Genomic DNA, 16,784 nt, shown 5'->3' with positions numbered 1-16,784 from the left:
CATGCCGGAATCCATTGGCCTCGGCCAACTTCGAAGCGACGCCTGCACGTATCTCGAACGGGTTGCCGGCGGCGAGACGATCGACGTCGTCCGCCGGGGCAAGCTGGTGGCGCGGATCCTGCCCGTCGGTGACTGGCGGGTCGCCCCGATCCCGGCGCGTTCGGTGAAGCTCGCTGCGGCGGAGGGGGGTGGCTGGGTGAGCCTCGACGAACTGCGCACCCGCGCCGGCCGGTGCTTCGACCGGGTGGCGGCCGGCGAAACGCTGAACGTCGTGCGGGGTGGCAGGTTGTTGGCGGAGATCGTGTCCGCCGGTGACGCGACGAGCAGCCCCGCTCCGGCGGCTACCCAAGGCGGGATCAAGCTCGACGAGCTACGTAAGCGCGCAGGGCGCTATTTCGATGAGGTCGCGGCGGGGCAGACGATCGAGGTCATCCGCGGCGGCAAGCTGGTAGCCCGCATCGTGTCGGTCGCCTAGGAAACCACCCCTGCCGCGGATCCCGCGCGAGGCGCTGCCGTAGCGGGTCGAGTGTGCGGCTGGCCGCACACCCGGCGGAGGACGCCGCGCGGCTAGACCAGCTCGGGCAAACACCGGCGGACACTGCCGGAAGCTTTCCGCTGGTCACGTTGTTACCCCACACATGACCGTGACGGGCTTCCACGAAGGAGAGACCGCAACACAGCGCCGCGCGGGTGTCGAGGCCGAGGCCAAGCGCCTCGAGGGCATGCTCGACCCGTCGGGCCTGTCCGGCGGCGCCGCGGCCTTTCTCGCAGCACAGCGATTCGCCGCCCTGACCGGACGCGACCACGACGGCGTTCTGTGGGTCTCGCCGCTGACCGGCCCGCCGGGGTTCCTGCGCGGCCAGAATGATGTCTTGCACGCGTCGGCCTCGCCCCGCGACGGTGACCCGCTGCACCGGCTCCCGGCAGGCCAACAGATCGGCCTGATCGCCATCGACTTCCTCACCCGCCGCCGGCTACGGGTGAACGGCGAGCTCGTCGGCTCGGACCACGCGGGCTTGACCGTGCGCGTCGACCAGGCATACGGCAACTGCCCCAAGTACATTCACCGCCATGCCATCGACACCGCCACCCTCGCCGCTGCGGCTTCGGTGCGCGCGAGACGCGCGACGCTGGACCCCTCCGATCAGGCGATGATCGCCAGGTCCGACACGTTCTTCCTGGGCACAAGCCACCCCACGCGGGGTAGTGACGCGTCACACCGGGGCGGCCCGCCCGGATTCGTCAGAGTTGACTCCCCCGACCGACTCTGGTGGCCGGACTTTCCGGGCAACAACATGTTCAACAGCTACGGCAACCTGGCCGTCGACGACGAAGCCGCTTTGCTCTTCCTGGATTTTGATACCGGCGCCAGCTTGCACCTCACCGGGACCGCGCACGTGCGGTGGACGACGCCCGGTGCCCCCGGGGACGACGGCGGCGTGGGCCGCAACGTCGCATTCTCGGTCGGCGCGGTGGCCACCGCGGGGAACCGCAAACGGTGAGACGGCGAACGACTTCGACGCCCTGGACACCTTGCGCCCCCTCAATCAGCGCCTGGACCAGCCGTGTGAGAACGGGGTTCGCGTTGATCAGCGCCGCTCGCCCGAGTGCGGCCGACGAGGCGGCGCTGCGTCAGCGCAATCCGGACGGCCGGGCGACGATGACGGGTATCCGCACCGAGTGCAAGACCGCGTTGCTGACCGATCCCAAGAGGATGCCGGACAAGCCGCCCCGGCCGTGACTGCCCACGACGAGAAGCTGGGCGAATTCCGACTTCTCGGTGAGCTCTCGGGCCGGCCCGTCGCGCTCGACCAACCGCTGCACCGCCACATCGGGATAGCGCTCCTGCCAACCCGCCAGGTTCTCGGCGAGGCTGCGCTGCGCCTCTCCCTCCAGTGACGACCAATCCGCTTCGGGGAGGTCGCTGATCGCAATGTCGCTCCACGCGTGCAGTGCCATCAGGTCGACCCCGCGGCGGGAAGCCTCGTCGAAAGCGACGGCGGTTGCGAGCTCGGACGCCGGCGAGCCGTCGATCCCCACCAGAACGGGAGCGTCCCGCTTGTCCGGCAGGTCGTCACCATGGATGACGGCGACGGGACAGTTCGCGTGCCGCACCACCGCCGCACTGACCGAGCCCAGCACGCCGCGGGCCAGCAATCCCCGCCCGGCCGTGCCCACCACGATCAGCTGCGCTTCGTCCGACATCCTGATCAGGGCCAGCGCGGGGCTGGAGTACACCAGTTCCCTGTTGATGGCGACGTCGCGGTCCGCCGGCAGCGCCTCCTCGGCGAGTTTGATCGCGTGCATGATCGCCTTCTTGCCCTCATCTTCCAGCCGCACCGCTAAAGAGTCGGGGTAGGGCACCGGCGGCCAGGTGGCGGTCGGGGTCGTGACCGCGTGGACGACGGTCAGTGGAACGTTCCGCATGGCCGCCTCGTGCGCGGCCCAGCTTGCCGCGGCGTTCGACGCCTGCGAGCCGTCGACCGCGACGACGATGCCGCGCTGTTGATCAGATGCTGACATTTCGTTCTCCCTCCATCACGAACGACGCTATAAACACGCGGCGGCATCGGTCGTGAGGCTTAAGTCCCTAACCAACGGGACGGAGGGCTGTTACGGGCGCGCGTTAAGGCGCCCGTAACGCTATGGTCACTCGCCGGCTAGATGCGGTGGCGCTGCAACTGCGCGATGACCCAAAACGGCAACGCCACAAACAATGTGCCCCCGATCAGATTGCCCACGGTGGTGACGCCGAGGTTGGTGAGCAGGCCGTGGTCGCCGAATCCCCAACCGATCGTTCCGCGGGGAGCGGTCGGGTGAAACAGGTTGATCAGCAAGGGAAGACCGAGGAAGCCGACGTTGGCGATCACGTGCTGGGTGCCGCCGATGACGAACGCGAACGGCCCATAGAACGCGAATGTCATTCGGGCGACGTCGCTGCGCGCCTTGAAGAACATGCACATCGAGGTCTGCAGGAACCAGGTGCACACCACCGCGAGGAGCAGTGCGGTCCAGAACGGCTGGCCCGCCTTCTGCGTGCCCACGGTGGCCGCCCGCTCGGCGAAGGCGCCCAGATACGGGCCTCCTGCGGCGCCGCAGACGGTGACGAACAGCAGGGCGCCCAGCACGTTGCCGACGAGGCCCACGACAACCAGAAAGACATAGCTACCGACGCTCATGGTGCGGTTGAGGACGGCGAGAAATCCCGCGGCCATGTCGGCGGTGATCAATGACATGCCCGACACCAGGATCAGGACGAAGGACATGCCGAACGCCAGACCCATCAACAAACTCGCGATGCCCGGGGTCTTGACCCCGGTGCTCACCATCAGCGCCAGCAGCGCTCCGAACGCGACCATCACGCCACCGACCAGGGAACGCATCAGGAACGCCCATGGGTGCGTCGCCTTTTCGACCGCCATGGCGGCCACCCGGTCCACCATGGCGCCGACGCTGAGCGGCTCGAACGGATCGTCGGGGACCTTCGCCGTGGCGCCAGAGGGCAAGCCCGCGACAAGCTTTGGTTGCGGCGCCTGTCCATCGAGTGGCGGCGCCTGGCCATCGAGTTGCGGCGCTTGCGCGTTGATCGTCATCGGTGTTCGCCTTTCCGTAAACCGTTGATCGCGTTGATGACCCCCGAGATGTGCTCCTCGCTGAGCCTCTCCCCCTCGAAGACGTGGCTGAGCAGAATCTTGAGATCGAGCATCTGTTGCAGGTAGACCAGGCATGGGGGGCACTCGTCGAGGTGCTTGGCGACGATGGGGCCCCACTGTCGGGGGTCTGAGTCGACGAGTTCATCGACGAGTCGGACGAAGTCGACGCAGTCGATAGCGGGAACTGTGTTGTCGTGGACGGTCATCGGCGGTACCGCTTTTCCAATTCGTTGCGAAGATTTCCCCGGGCGCGGTAGAGCAGCGCGCGCTGTCCTTCGGCGGTCAGCTCGAGAAGTTCGGCCGCCTCTTCGGCCGAGGTGCCGACCAGATCGCGCAGGATGACCAATTGCCGTTGCCGCTCCGGCAGCGCGTCCAGTGCCGCACGGACGTAGCCGACGAGCTCGTTTTCCACGGTACGGTCCTCCGGCAGGAAGCGCCGGGAGGGCGGAAGACTCCAGTGTCCGGCGTCGGGGTGGCCGGCGGGATGCATGCGGCCCGCCAATGGGTCGCCATCGTGCGCGGACAGCACCTCGTGGTCGCGGATGCGGGATTCCCGGCGACGGTGCCGCGAGGCGGTGTTCTTGACGATCCCGAACAGCCACGTCCCCACCGACGAGCGGCCCTCGAAGGACTCGGCGGACTGGAGTACCTGCACCCACGCCTCTTGCACGGCCTCTTCGGCCACCGTCGCCGAATCCACCATGGTGCGGGCGAAATTGACCATCGGCCGGTGAAAGTCGCGCACCAGATTGGCCAGCGGAATGCCGCCGACCACCAATCCGGAATCGGTGCCCCCCGGCGGCACCGCCACCGGGGTCACCATCGTCTCGCACTCAGCCGCATGCGGCCAATTCCCAACGCAACTGCCCTTCGGACGGGGACTGGACGGGGATGAACGCCGCCTCCCGGTAGCGGCGGCTCGCCGACGTCCTGCTCGCATAACCCTTGCCGCCGGCGGTGCGGATTTCGAGATCGGCACTGGCGCTGGACAGTTCGGCTGCGGCAAGACGCAGGGACAACAGCTCCCTCTTGGTGGGCGACTCATCCCCGCCCACCGCAGCGGCCAGATCCGCCAGTGTGGCCTCCGCGGTGGCCAGTTTCTCGGCGACGGCCTCGACTTGGGCACTGAACACCGAGTTGACGCCGCTGAGGCCGTCTTTGGCCTGTTCCACCGCGGTCCGCGTCAGACCGAGACACATGGCGGACTGCAGGACCAGGAACGTCGGGCGGACCGCTTGCAGGAAACCACCGAAATCGCCCGACAACACTTGGGCCGAGGGGACGTAGGCGTCGGTCAGGTTGAGGTAGGACGAGGCGGTGCTGCCCATGGCCAGCAGGTCGAAGTGATCCCCCACGGCCACGCCCGGTGTGTTCAGCGGCAGGGCCACGATCAGTCGCTCACCCGCGTCGGTGCGCACTGCGGTCACCATGGTCGAATCGGGGTAAAGGTTGCTCGCCCACCTGATCGGACCGGACACCCGGTAGCCGCCGTCGATCGGCGTGGCCGTCAGCTCGATGCGGCCGCACCCCGCCGCCTCCTTGAACGCCGACGCCATTCCGGTGACCCCCAGCGTGGTGCCGGCGAGCAGTGGCTCGGCGGCACCGGCGCTGAAAGGCGTTGCGGCCGTGAGCAAGTATTCCACCGCCATCCGGTGGGCCCACAACGAGAATCCGGTGCTCATGCATTCCCCGGAGATCAGCCGGATCACCTCGGCCATCTCGGGGAGCCTGCCGTCGGCGTTGGCTGGTGCGCCCACCCCGAGCAGGCCGGCCGCACCCAGCGCGGCGAAGCTGCGGCGGGACTGATGCTCGCCGCGGTCCAGCGCCCCGGCGTGAGCCCGGATGTCCTCCAACAGTCCGACATCCAACTGGCCGGCCGCCGGATTCATCGTCGCCGTCATGAGACCTCCTGAGCCGAGTGCTGCCATGCGTAGTCGAGGAACTTGCCGTCGAAAGTGACGACCACTCTGTCGCCTTCGGGGTGTGGGCGCCGCCGCACGCTCAGCTGAAAGTTGATCGCGCTCATGATGCCGTCACCGAATTCCTCGTGGATGAGTTCCTTGATCGCGGGGCCGTAGACGGCCAGCGCCTCATGGAATCGGTAGATCGTCGGGTCTGCCGCAATTTTCGCATCGGCGCCCCGATAGGGCATCAGTTGCAGGACCGCGACCGCCTCGTCGTCGAGGCCCAGGAGCGATGCGACCGTTGACGCGTCGCCGGCCGTCAGCGGGTGCTGCCCGAGCAGCGCCGCCACGGTCCATACCGGGTCCTTGCCGATGGCCGCGGCGATTTTCGCCCAGCTCAGCCCCCGCTCGGCGCGGGCCCGCCTGACGACCTCGGCGAGATCGGTCTTCGTCAATGAAGTTGCCACAGCACCCTTCCCCTCCCCATGCTTATTCGGCGAACAGCGTCGAGTCGACGGTGACCGGGTTGCGGAACGTGTTCACCACGGGCGACCAGGCGATGGCGTTGTCGTGGATTTCCTTGAGTGTCGCCTCGTCGGCGTCTCCGGCCAGCGTCACCTTGCAGCGGACTGCGCTGAAGCCGAGGCGTTTTCCGTCGGGGGTGTCCCCCACACCCCACACGGCGGAGATGTCGATGTCGCCTTCCATCTCGACCTCGATCTTGGTCAGGGTCACCCCGCGATGCGTCGCATTCGCCAGCAAGCCGACCGAGACGCACGATCCCAGCGCGGCCAGGGCGGTCTCGGAGGGATTGGGGGCGGAGTCGTCACCGAGCAAGGCGGGCGGCTCGCCCACCAGCATCGGCGCCAGGTCGCGCACGTAGGTCATGTTGCGGAACCCGGTCTCGCAGACCGTCTTGGCTTTCAGGGTCTTCTTGCCCGTCTCCGGGTTGGCCCTGGCGTTACACGACAGCTTGTCGAGGCCTTCGGCGTCGATGACTAGCGCGTCGGTCATGTGATCCCTCCGTTTCTGCTGATCTTGCGGCTTCACGGAGTTAGTGCTCGGCGGCGCCCGATGCGTGACGGCGGACGGCATTGATTTACCTGACCGACACGATTCCTCACACAGCCGAAACGCGCCCCACCGAACGGCGGCCGGCGCTCGGCGAGATTTGCTTAACCGAAAAGGCTTTGCCCGATGTAGTGGCCTTCGGCGGGCGCGGGCGGCACCGCGAAGATTGCTGAGCCGATGTGGCGGACGTATTCGTTGAGGAGGTCGTGGGCGCCCAACCGGTTCTGCAGGCGAATAAAATCTTGCGGATCTTTTTGGTACGAGACGAACAGCAGCCCGGCGTTGAGTTGGCCGTTGGGGTCGAGGCCATCGGTGTAGTTGTAGGATCTGCGCCGAATCATGATGCCGTCGTTGTTCTCGCGGGCGGCCAGGGCGACGTGAGACATCGGATCGATGAGCGGGTTGCCGTCGGCGCCCTTGGCGGCGAAGTCGGGAGCATCGAACTCGCCCCCGCCGCTCAGGGGTGCGCCCTCTTCTTTGGTGCGGCCGAAGATCCTCTGCTGATTGCCGATGCGGTCGACGTCCCAGGTCTCGAGGAGCATCCGGATCTTGCGCACCACCTGATACGTTCCGCCGTTCATCCACGGCTGGTCGCTGTCCCGGACCCAGACGAATCGGTCGTAGTCTGCCTCCGTGGCGACGTTGCGCGTTCCGTCCTTGAATCCCAGCAGGTTTCGCGGGGTGTGCTGGCCGGGGCCGGCGGAGGCCCGTCCGAATCCCAGCACCGCCCAGGACGGCGAGACGATGTCGCGGCCCAGGCGGGCCAGGTTGCGTACGGCGTGGTAGCAGACCTGCGGGTCGTCGGCGCACGCTTGGACGGACAGATCGCCGCCGCGCAGGCGGGGGTCGAGGTTGTCCCCGTTGAGCGGCGGCAGGTCGGTGAACGCGGCAGGCCGCCGCGGGGCGAGCCCGAACCGATCGCCGAACAGGGGCGGCCCCAAGCCGATGGTGACGGTCAGGCCGGCCGGACTCAGGCCGAATGCCTCGCCGGTATCGGCGGGTGGCTGCACATCGACCCGGGGCTGCACGGTGCCGACGGGCTTTCCCTGCTGCAAGATCGCGGCCGCGGCCGACCAGCGCGCCAGCAGCGTTTGCAACTCCCTGCGCTGAGCTCCGGCGGCCAGCGAAAAGGACATGAACTCGGCGTAACGCTGTGGCGGTGTGGCGATTCCACCCTGATGCGGCTGGCCGTAGAAGGGGTAGCTACGCCGCAAGTCGACGTCGTCATCGCCGCCGACCGCGCCGCTGCCCTCGCGTCCGGCGGCCAGCGCATGACCGGCCATCCCGCCCCCGACGGCGCCGGTGAATCCGGCCAACACGGCGCCAGCGATCATGCTCCGACGCGAAACCGGCTCGCCTCCATCGGGTTTGGCGGTACGCTCGCTCACGGTCAGCCCGCCGACACCACTTTTGGGGCGACCGCCGACAGGCTCTGGTGCAGGGGTTGAATCACCGCCGTCAGCTTGGCCGCGTCGGTGGCTTGCAGCGCAGGTGTGTAAGTCCGGAAGCCACCCAACGCGGACGGGTCGCGGTATCCATCCAACGTGGCCAGCACCGCGCGGAATTGGTGGTCGATCTGGCCGACGAGATTGCCGTCGATTTTCTCCAGGCCCGGCCGCAGCGATGCGTAGGCCTGCCGAGCGCCTTCCACGTTGGCGGAGAAGTCGACGAGATCGATGTGGCTGAAGGCCTCCTCTTCGCCAGTGATCTTGGTGTTCTGGATCTCTTCGACGAGGTCGCTGGCGCCGTTGGCCAAATCCTCGGGCTTGTACTGCAAGAGGGCGGCGATGCCGGTCAACTTGCCAACGTTGCCGACCAATTCGGAGCTGAGGGCCTTCGTGCCGGACGTGATCGCTGCGCCCTGCCACAGGTCGCGTTCGATGGCGTGAAACCCCTTCCAGCCGACCTTCACATCGACGGGAGTGGATTGGCGCATGTCGATCAGGTAGTCGAGGCGGCCCGCGTTGTCGCCGACGGCGAATCCCAGCAAGATGAAGCCCTCGACGGCGGACTCCGAACGCTCCCAGAAGGAGCGCGCTTTGGCGTAAGCGGCTTTCGCGGCGTCGATGTTGCCCGCCCGCACGGCCGCGTCGAGTGCCTTGACCCCGTCGCCGAGCTGACCGATCTGCGCGACGACGTACGCCGCGTAGTCCTTGGTGCCCCGGTTGAGGGAGTCCGCGACGCCGCCGGTCGGCCCCACCGCGGCCCGGCCCGCGACCGTCACCGTCTGGTATTCGTTGCTCGCGCCGGGGCAATACAGCTGATACGAGCCGCCGTCGAGAGTCACAGTGAACGACACCGGGTCCAGCCCGGGGGCGAGGTCCTCCTTCTCGCCGACGATCCGCTCGCCCTTGAGTAGCTCGACTTCACTGATGCCCGGCGCGTTTCTGTTGGCGAGCGTAAACGTCACCGGGCCGGCGGCGACGTTCGTGGTGTCCAGCGCGCAGGCGTCTTTGCCACCGTGGTTCGCCAGGGTCACCCTCACTGCGTTCGGGCCCCCGGGTTTCCCGCGGCTCAGCTCGCGACCGGTCGAACCACAGGCGGTCGCCGCGACGACCAAGGCCGCTGCGGCAAGCGGTAATCCGCGACAGCGTCGTCTCCCGGCCGGGCGCCGGCCGGTCACGGGACCGGCTGCGTCACGAAGTCGATCAGCTCCTCGACCCGGCCGATCAACGCCGGTTCGAGGTCGTTCCAATCGCGCACCCGGGAACGGATTTGACGCCAGGCGCTCGCGATGTCCGCCTGGTTCGCGTGCGGCAAGCCGAGCGCTTGACACGCGCCACGTTTCCACTCGATGTGGCGCGGCACGTCCGGCCAGCGCGCCAGGCCGAGCCGCTCGGGCTTGACTGCCTGCCAGATGTCGACGTAGGGGTGACCGACCACCAGGGTGTGGCCGCCACCCGGCCCCCGCCGCACGGCGTCGGCGATTCGCGCCTCCTTGGAACCGGCGACGAGGTGATCGACGAGGACACCGAGCCGGCACCCCGGGCCGGGCGCGAATTCCGCCACAATTTCCACTAAATCGTCGACGCCGCCGAGCTGCTCGACGACAACCCCTTCGATCCGCAGGTCCTCTCCCCACACCTGCGCGATGAGTTCGGCGTCGTGGCGGCCCTCGACATAGATCCGGCTGGCGCGGGCGACCCGGGCGCGGGCGCCCCGCACGGCCACTGAGCCCGACGCCGTTCGGGTGGGGCCGGAGTGCGCCGCACGGCGTGGCGCCGTGAGGATCACCGGACGGCCCTCGAGCAAATAGCCGGGGCCCAAAGGGAAACCGCGCACGTGCCCGCGGCGGTCTTCCAGGTCGACCCGCCCGTACTCGACTCGCACCACCGCACCGACGTACCCCGTCTGCGCGTCCTCGACCACCAGGCCGAGCTCGGCTGGGTGCTCGGTCGAGCGGGGCTTGCGCCGGCCCGCGGCAAGGACATCGGTTCCATAGCGATCAGCCACGCGGCCATAGTAGAAAGCCTTTGCGGTCAAACGTCGTTACGGCGCGCCCGCGTGGGCACATCGTGGCGAAGATCGCTCGTCACTTCCGGACGTCCGTGGGCGTGTAAAAAGTGCGTTTTAACTGTGTGGCGTTACAGAGCTGATGACGTTGCCGATGGTACGTTGCTAGTCGTAAGAACTGCCGCTAATTCTCAAGCGGCGGTGAGCGAGGTGGGATTATGGACCTGGCCCTGTGGGTGTCGAGCATCGTGGCTTTCGTGCGGGCCGGATACCCCGCCGGCATGCCGACGACCGGATATTCGCCCTTGGCTGCCCTGGCTCGCCGACGACTTACCGATGACGAGATCCGCGCCATCGCAACCAAACTCATGAGGCGCCAATTCTGGCCGATCAACCCCGTTGATATCGGGGTAGAAATCACCCGGGTCACCAACCAATTGCCGTCGCCGACTGACGTCGAGCGGGTCGAGCACCGCCTCCACGAGATCCGCTGCGCGCGCGGATAGCCGTCACCGCGGGATTTGCCCCTGCGCATTCGCGCCTTTCGCCGGGCCGCCGCACGCCGCCAGGTAATTCGGGTAGCTCCAAGTCCGCAGAAATTGCTGACCCGCCTGCACCCCGCGTTGGTACAGGGCGTCGCGTTGCTCGGCGGTGATATCGAAGTCGATCGGGCTGACCTCGTCGGCGGGAACGAAGATGGTACGGCGAACGGTGCACGGATCGTCGATGTAGGCGTTGTCCTGATTGCTCACCAGCGTCTCGATCGCGGCGATTCCCAACGAGACTGGACCGTGAACCGGATGCGTGGGCGGGATTCCCGGACGCGCGGACAGCCGGATCCCGAATGTCGGCCAGCGCGGATCGGCCCCCGGGCGGTCGAACAGCTCCACCGGGAAATCGGACAGCAACCCGCCGTCGACCCAGGTAGCTCCGCCCACCCGGACGGGTTGGAAAACATAGGGAATCGCCGACGAGGCGTGCACGGCACGGGCCACCGGGAAGTCGTCGGGGTCGATGCCGTAGGAATCGAGGTCCCACGGAATGCGCACCAGCCTGCGGCGGGACAGGTCACTGGCCGTCACGACGAGGGCCCATGCGAACTGCTCCGGCTCTTCACCGGTGCGCAAGTCGCCGAAGGTCCGCACCCCCAAGTCGGCAAGCAACCCCTCCAGCAACCGCTCCAAATAGGCCCCGCGGTAGGCACCGTCCGACACCAGCAGCGACAGCGCTCCGCCGATCAGCGGCACGCGCCCGATCATGCTGGTATCCAGAAACTTCCGGTAGTCGATCGACCGCATGACTTCCACAAGTCGGCTCAGCGGTTCGCCCGCGACCTGCAGCGCGGCCACCAGCGACGCGACGATCGAGCCCGCGCTGCTGCCCGCGACGCGCGGGAACCGGTAACCTGCCTGGGCCAGCGCGTCGACCGCGCCGACCAGCCCGATGCCGCGGACGCCCCCGCCTTCGCAAACCAGATCGGCGCGGGATGTGCTCACGTCGGCCATTGCCGTGTCCCCTCAGCAGATTCGTCGACCGTCGACCCCGAAGAAGTGTAGGTGCCCCGGTTCCGGGTGCAGGCGCACCCGGCTGCCCTTTTCCGGAGGCCGGCGCCCGTCGGCACGCGCCACTACAGGCTGATCGATGACCTTGCCGGAGCCGGTGATTCGGCCGTACAGGTAGGCGTCCGCTCCGAGCTCCTCGACCACGTCGACCTCCATCTCGACGCCCTGACCGCCCAGCTCGAAATGCTCCGGGCGCACCCCCACGACCACCTCACTCGCCGTATCGGTGAGCTCGCGCGGTATCGGGATGTGCCAATCCCCCAGCGGCACAGCGGAATCGACGATCGGCAAGGTGAACAGGTTCATCGCCGGCGACCCGATGAACCCGGCGACGAAGACGTTGACCGGGTTGCGGTACAGCTCGCGTGGGGCGGCGAACTGTTGCAGCACGCCATCGCGCAGAACCGCGACGCGGTCCCCCATGGTCATCGCCTCGACCTGGTCGTGGGTGACGTAGACGGTGGTGGTGCCCAGCCGCCGCTGCAGCGCCGCGATCTGGTTGCGGGTCTGCACGCGCAACTTGGCGTCGAGGTTGGACAGCGGCTCGTCCATCAAGAAGACCTGCGGCCGACGCACGATCGCCCGCCCCATCGCCACCCGTTGACGCTGCCCTCCGGACAGGTCCTTGGGCTTGCGGTCCAGATACGGCTGCAGGTCAAGCAGTTTGGCCGCGTCCAGGACGCGGTCGCGGATTTCGGCCTTCGGTGTCTTGGCGATCTTCAGGGCGAAGCCCATGTTCTGCGCGACGGTCATGTGCGGGTAGAGCGCATAGTTCTGGAAGACCATCGCCACGTCACGATCCTTGGGATCGACGGTGGTGACGTCGCGGTCACCGATCCTGATGCGCCCGGAGTCCAGCGTTTCCAGCCCCGCCACCATCCGCAGGGAAGTCGTCTTGCCGCATCCGGACGGGCCGACCAGGACGACGAATTCTCCGTTACCGACTTCCAGATCGAGGCTGTCCAAGGCCGGGCGATCCGTCCCGGCGTAGCGCCGCGTCGCTTGCTCGAAAGTTACTGAGGCCATGCCTTATCCGTTGAGTCCAGTGACGGCGATGCCCCTGACGAAGGACCGCTGCGCGATGGCGTAGATGAGCACCAACGGCAGCATGATCAGCATCGACGTCGCCATGATGATCGGCCAGCGCGCGACGTATTCGCCCCGCAGTCGTACCAGGCCGAGGGTCAGCGTGGCCAGGCTGTTGCGCTGCAGCATCAGCAGCGGCCACAGGAAATCGTTCCAGACGTTGACCCAGGTGAGCACCGCGAGCACCATGACCGCGGGACGGGCGTGGGGCAATAGGATTCGCCAGTAGATCTGCCACGGCGAACAACCGTCGAGTATCGCCGCCTCCTCCAGGTCGGTCGGGAGCGTCCGAAAGAACTGACGCATCAGGTAGGTACCGAAAGCGCTGCCGAACAGGCCCGGCACGATCATGGACCAGGGTGTGTCGACCCACCCGACCGTCCGCATCAGGATGAACTGCGGGATCACAGTCACGGTCAGCGGCACCATCAGCGTGCCCAGATACAGCACGAACAGCGTGTCGCGTCCGCGGAAGTCCAATCGCGCGAACGCGTATCCGGCCAACGAGCAGAAGAAGACCTGACCCGCGGTCACACACCCGGCGTACAGCACGGTGTTGAAGAACATCCGCGCGAAGGGCATCAGGGTGAACACCTCAGTGTAGTTCGACCACCGCGGGTGCGCCGGCAGCAGCTTCGGCTCGGTGATCTCGCCTTCCCTCTTCAACGAGCCGGACACCGCCCAGGCGATCGGGAACAACCAGCACCAGGCGATCGCGATCAGCGCGGTATAGACCAGCACTCCCCGCACGACGTTGCGCGTGAACAATCGCTCAGCTGAGACCACGAGAAGTCTCCCAGGACCGCTGCCGAGTGATCCGAAGTTGCACCACGGTCAGCACCAGCAAGATGGCGAACATCACCCACGCCAGCGCGGACGCATACCCGAACTCCAGGAAGGAGAAGGCGTGCTGGAACAGCATGATGCCCAGGACATACGTGGCGGTTTCGGGCCCGCCGTTCGCGCCGTTGAGGACGTACACCATGTCAAAAGCCTGGAACGCGTGGATGATCGAGATGACGCCGACAAATGTTATCGACCCACGGATCAGCGGCACCGTGATGGACGTGAACTGCCGTATCTCCCCCGCCCCGTCGATTCTGGCCGCCTCGTAGACGGTCTCAGGAACTCCCTGCATCGCCGCGAGCAGGATGACGGTGGCGAACGGCACGCTGCGCCACACGCTGACGATGCACAGTGAGGCCATGGCCCACCGGGGTTCGACAAGCCACGGCACCGGACCGATCCCGACCCAGCCCAGCATGATGTTGAGCAGCCCGTTGTCCGTGTTGAAGACGAACTGCCAGACGACCGCCATCACCACCGATGAGATGGCCAGCGGCAGAAACACGATGGTACGGAAAATCCCGATGCCCTTGACCTTGCGGTTCAGCACCCCGGCCACCACGAGGCTGACGACGATCGTCGGAACGACCGTGCCGAGCGTGAAGATGACGGTGTTGCGAATGGCGATGAGGAAGAGCGGGTCGGAGGTGAAGAGCTCCTGAAAGTTCTTCAGACCCACGAACTTCGGGGGCCTGAAGACGTCCCACCGCTGAAAGCTCATGTACAACGAGAATCCCAGGGGGAAAAGCATGAACACCGCGACGGCCGCCAGGTTCGGCGCCACAAAGAGGCGGCCGGCCCGGGCGCGCCGTCGCCAAGGGCCCGCACCCTTGGCGGGTTGGCGGGTGGCGGAGCTGACGTCGACCGATGTCATGGGGTGCGCAACACCTCGTCGATGGCGGGCGACAGACCGGTCAGCGATGACGCGGGTCGCGATCCGCGCAGCACCGGCCCGAAGCTGCGGTCCATCAACGCGACGATCTTCTCCCACGCCGGGGTGACCGGCAACCCTTCGGAACAGGCCGGGCCCTGCGTCAGCACGGCAAGGTTTCCGACGTTGCGGTGTGCCGCGGCGAATCCCGGCGAGTCGAGCGCGGATCGCAGTACCGGAACGAAGAGGCTGGATTCACCGATCAACGCCTGCCCCACGGGGCCGGCCGCGAATTTCACGAATTCCCATGCCTGTTCCTTGCGTTGACTGCTCGCGGAGATGGCCAGTCCCGTGGAGCCGATGTTGGAGTGCGCGGCCTGTCCCTGCCGTCGCGGCCCCACCGGCAACGCGGTGACATCGAAGTCCAGGCCCTCGGCCCGGATGAAGGTCTGGTATCGCCAGTGGCCGCCCATCGCCATCGCCGCCTTGTTCGTCGCGAACAGGTCCGGCGTCGACATCGACTGCACCTCAGAGGCGTTGGGCGCGACCTTATGCTTGTTGGCCAGGTCGGCGTAGAACTGCACCGCCTCCGTGAAGGCGTCTTCACCGAAATTGAAGTGGGTCGGGTTCTTCAGCGGGGTGGACCACGGCACGCCATTGTTCATGGCGAACAGCCCGGCCGAGTAGTACGAGACGAACATGTTCACGAACCCCCATTGGGTGGCTCGCCCCGTTCCGTTTCGCTTGGTGAGCGCGGTGGCGGTGTTCAGGAATTCGGCGAAACTCCACGGCCGTTGCCACGAGGTGGGCGGCGCGGGAACGCCCGCCTCGGCGAACAGCCGCTTGTTGTAGAACAGGTAGTTGCCGGACCATTGCTCCGGAAGCGCGTACTGGCCCCCGTTGTACGTGAAGGTGTCGTACAGCGGCCCGATGCAATCGGACTTCAACTCGGCCGCGAAGGCCTGGTCGCGGGACAGCATCGTGTTCAGGTCGAGCAGCACGCCGCGGGCGGCCAACTCGGCGTAGCTCAGATCCCACGCCATCAACACGTCCGGGCACTTGCCGCCCGCGCAGAACGTCGACAGCTGTTGCATCACGCCCGGCGCGGAGAGCACCGGGCGGACCTTGATGTCAGGGTGGCGCCGCATGAACTCGTCGACGATGCGAATCCGGGCATCGCGTTCGTCGGGATTGGCGGCGAAGAAGAACGTCAACGCGTCTTCTTCCGGAGCGCAGCCGGCGGCCCATGGCGCCATCGATGCCGCCGTGAGCGCGCCGGCGCCACGCAGCAGGCCGCGCCGCGCGAACGGCTTATCGAGCATGGTCCTTCCGTTCTCGCCCAGTTGCCGGCCACCAAGCCGGCGGCGGCTGTTGTCCTTGGTACCCGACGCGGCTGTGGTGTTGCTGGATTGGACCGCGCGGGAGTGCCAGCGTGGCCGCCCGTATCCGGGCGGGATCCCCAATGATGTCGATCGCGCGGATGCGGTCATCGGTTCCAAGGGTGATCAGCAGCAGCACCTCGGCATGCCCCTTCGGCGCGATCACGATGCCCGGCGCCCCTTCGACGAGCATGACCACGCCGGCGCGGGCCCGTTGCGCAAACCGGCGCGTCTCCTCGGCGACCTGCCGGGCCCCGCGCAGCTCGATCGGCACGTCGTCGGGCACCAGCGCGCGATCGACGGTGCGCACCACGTCCGGGGCGAGCAGCTCAAGCAATCCCGCGATGTCACCGCCGCGGGACGCGGCGAGAAACGCTTCCACGATCTCCAGGTGCTTTGCCGCGGGCTCCGGTTCGCCGCCCGGGTCGGCCTGCAGCCGCCCGCGCGCCCGGCTCGCCAACTTCTTCGCCGCTTCCGGCGAGCGGTCCAGCAGGTCGGCGATCCTCTCGAACGGCACCGCGAACACGTCGTGCAGCACGAACGCGGCGCGCTGCGCCGGCGAAAGCCGGTCGAGCACCACGAGCAGTGCGTTGCTCACCGACTCGGTCAGGAGCGTCTCCTCGTCCGCCGGAGCCGAGGCGGCCGCGGTGATCTGGTCCAACTCCTCGGTCGTGGCGAGCGGCTGCTCGGCGCGCCTTTTGCGGGCGCGGAGCTGGTCGTAGGCTTCGCGAGCGGTGATCGTGGTGAACCATCCGGTGAGGTTGTCGACCGCGCCGTAGTCCGCACGGCTGGCCCTGAGCCACGCCGACTGCACCGCGTCCTCGGCGTCGGCCGCGGAGCCCAGCAGTCCGAACGCGACCGACCTCAGATGCCGCCGGTCCGCGTCGAAACGCTGCGCGAGCTCGGCCAGATTTTCATGCGCGCTCATGGGTCACCTTTTCCGCAGAGGAACCGTCAAG

The 16,784-nt window shown here is 67.3% G+C and carries 19 protein-coding genes; 3 read left to right on the top strand and 16 right to left on the bottom strand.

Annotation, left to right across the window (positions count from 1 at the left end; genetic code table 11):
• Nucleotide 1 precedes the first annotated feature (1 nt).
• Entirely contained in the window at nt 2-475 is a 474-nt protein-coding gene (locus ACEL92_RS12385; RefSeq protein ID WP_374025829.1) for a type II toxin-antitoxin system Phd/YefM family antitoxin, read from the top strand.
• 163 nt (nt 476-638) lie between these two features.
• Nucleotides 639-1,502 (top strand): pyridoxamine 5'-phosphate oxidase family protein, encoded by an 864-nt coding sequence (locus ACEL92_RS12380; RefSeq protein ID WP_374025828.1) that lies wholly within the window; start codon nt 639-641, stop codon nt 1,500-1,502.
• A 130-nt stretch (nt 1,503-1,632) separates the two neighbouring features.
• Here ACEL92_RS12380 and ACEL92_RS12375 read toward each other — a convergent pair whose 3' ends face one another.
• The 10 genes from ACEL92_RS12375 to ACEL92_RS12330 form a co-directional block, all read right to left on the bottom strand.
• Nucleotides 1,633-2,523, bottom strand: a complete 891-nt coding sequence (locus tag ACEL92_RS12375; protein WP_374025827.1) for a universal stress protein — start codon at nt 2,521-2,523, stop codon at nt 1,633-1,635.
• Between the two features lie 137 nt (nt 2,524-2,660).
• A complete protein-coding gene (locus tag ACEL92_RS12370) occupies nt 2,661-3,593 on the bottom strand; it encodes a formate/nitrite transporter family protein (RefSeq protein ID WP_374025826.1) in 933 nt (310 codons plus the stop codon).
• Complete coding sequence (locus tag ACEL92_RS12365) at nt 3,590-3,859, bottom strand: hypothetical protein (protein WP_374025825.1); 270 nt, start codon at nt 3,857-3,859, stop codon at nt 3,590-3,592. The genes ACEL92_RS12370 and ACEL92_RS12365 overlap by 4 nt, the downstream gene beginning before the upstream one ends.
• Complete coding sequence (locus tag ACEL92_RS12360; protein ID WP_374025824.1) at nt 3,856-4,476, bottom strand: RNA polymerase sigma factor; 621 nt, start codon at nt 4,474-4,476, stop codon at nt 3,856-3,858. The genes ACEL92_RS12365 and ACEL92_RS12360 overlap by 4 nt, the downstream gene beginning before the upstream one ends.
• Nucleotides 4,477-4,486: 10 nt before the next feature.
• On the bottom strand, nt 4,487-5,554 hold the full coding sequence (locus ACEL92_RS12355; protein WP_374025823.1) for an acyl-CoA dehydrogenase: 1,068 nt from the start codon (nt 5,552-5,554) through the stop codon (nt 4,487-4,489).
• Nucleotides 5,551-6,024 carry a cyanase gene (gene cynS, locus ACEL92_RS12350; RefSeq protein ID WP_374025822.1) on the bottom strand — a complete coding sequence of 158 codons (474 nt, stop codon included), beginning with the start codon at nt 6,022-6,024 and terminating at the stop codon, nt 5,551-5,553. Before cynS ends, ACEL92_RS12355 begins: the two co-directional genes overlap by 4 nt.
• Nucleotides 6,025-6,046: 22 nt before the next feature.
• Nucleotides 6,047-6,571, bottom strand: coding sequence for an OsmC family protein (locus ACEL92_RS12345; RefSeq protein WP_374025821.1), 525 nt, complete (start codon nt 6,569-6,571; stop codon nt 6,047-6,049).
• A gap of 161 nt (nt 6,572-6,732) precedes the next feature.
• Nucleotides 6,733-8,022, bottom strand: coding sequence for an iron uptake transporter deferrochelatase/peroxidase subunit (gene efeB / locus ACEL92_RS12340; RefSeq protein ID WP_374026191.1), 1,290 nt, complete (start codon nt 8,020-8,022; stop codon nt 6,733-6,735).
• Nucleotides 8,019-9,146 (bottom strand): iron uptake system protein EfeO, encoded by a 1,128-nt coding sequence (gene efeO, locus ACEL92_RS12335; RefSeq protein WP_374026190.1) that lies wholly within the window; start codon nt 9,144-9,146, stop codon nt 8,019-8,021. The genes efeB and efeO overlap by 4 nt, the downstream gene beginning before the upstream one ends.
• A 101-nt stretch (nt 9,147-9,247) precedes the next feature.
• Entirely contained in the window at nt 9,248-10,081 is an 834-nt protein-coding gene (locus ACEL92_RS12330; protein ID WP_374025820.1) for a DUF3097 domain-containing protein, read from the bottom strand.
• A gap of 218 nt (nt 10,082-10,299) precedes the next feature.
• On the opposite strand from ACEL92_RS12330, the gene ACEL92_RS12325 reads away from it, so the two are divergent.
• Entirely contained in the window at nt 10,300-10,587 is a 288-nt protein-coding gene (locus tag ACEL92_RS12325; RefSeq protein WP_374025819.1) for a DUF3349 domain-containing protein, read from the top strand.
• 3 nt (nt 10,588-10,590) lie between these two features.
• Here ACEL92_RS12325 and ACEL92_RS12320 read toward each other — a convergent pair whose 3' ends face one another.
• The 6 genes from ACEL92_RS12320 to ACEL92_RS12295 are packed head-to-tail and all read right to left on the bottom strand — an operon-like array spanning nt 10,591 to nt 16,753.
• Nucleotides 10,591-11,586: a patatin-like phospholipase family protein gene (locus ACEL92_RS12320; protein WP_374025818.1), complete on the bottom strand. Its 996-nt coding sequence runs from the start codon at nt 11,584-11,586 to the stop codon at nt 10,591-10,593.
• Between the two features lie 12 nt (nt 11,587-11,598).
• Complete coding sequence (locus tag ACEL92_RS12315) at nt 11,599-12,669, bottom strand: ABC transporter ATP-binding protein (RefSeq protein ID WP_374025817.1); 1,071 nt, start codon at nt 12,667-12,669, stop codon at nt 11,599-11,601.
• Between the two features lie 3 nt (nt 12,670-12,672).
• The gene (locus ACEL92_RS12310; protein WP_374025816.1) at nt 12,673-13,515 is read right to left on the bottom strand and encodes a carbohydrate ABC transporter permease; all 843 of its coding nucleotides are present in this window, start codon (nt 13,513-13,515) and stop codon (nt 12,673-12,675) included.
• A complete protein-coding gene (locus ACEL92_RS12305; RefSeq protein ID WP_374025815.1) occupies nt 13,502-14,449 on the bottom strand; it encodes a carbohydrate ABC transporter permease in 948 nt (315 codons plus the stop codon). Before ACEL92_RS12305 ends, ACEL92_RS12310 begins: the two co-directional genes overlap by 14 nt.
• Nucleotides 14,446-15,768 (bottom strand): sugar ABC transporter substrate-binding protein, encoded by a 1,323-nt coding sequence (locus ACEL92_RS12300; RefSeq protein WP_374025814.1) that lies wholly within the window; start codon nt 15,766-15,768, stop codon nt 14,446-14,448. The genes ACEL92_RS12305 and ACEL92_RS12300 overlap by 4 nt, the downstream gene beginning before the upstream one ends.
• Complete coding sequence (locus tag ACEL92_RS12295; protein WP_374025813.1) at nt 15,758-16,753, bottom strand: sigma-70 family RNA polymerase sigma factor; 996 nt, start codon at nt 16,751-16,753, stop codon at nt 15,758-15,760. Before ACEL92_RS12295 ends, ACEL92_RS12300 begins: the two co-directional genes overlap by 11 nt.
• Nucleotides 16,754-16,784: the final 31 nt, after the last annotated feature.

It is taken from the genome of Mycobacterium hainanense (genome assembly GCF_041890355.1).
GTDB classification, from domain to species: Bacteria; Actinomycetota; Actinomycetes; order Mycobacteriales; family Mycobacteriaceae; genus Mycobacterium; species Mycobacterium hainanense.
This window is presented reverse-complemented; position numbering and strand designations above follow the sequence as displayed.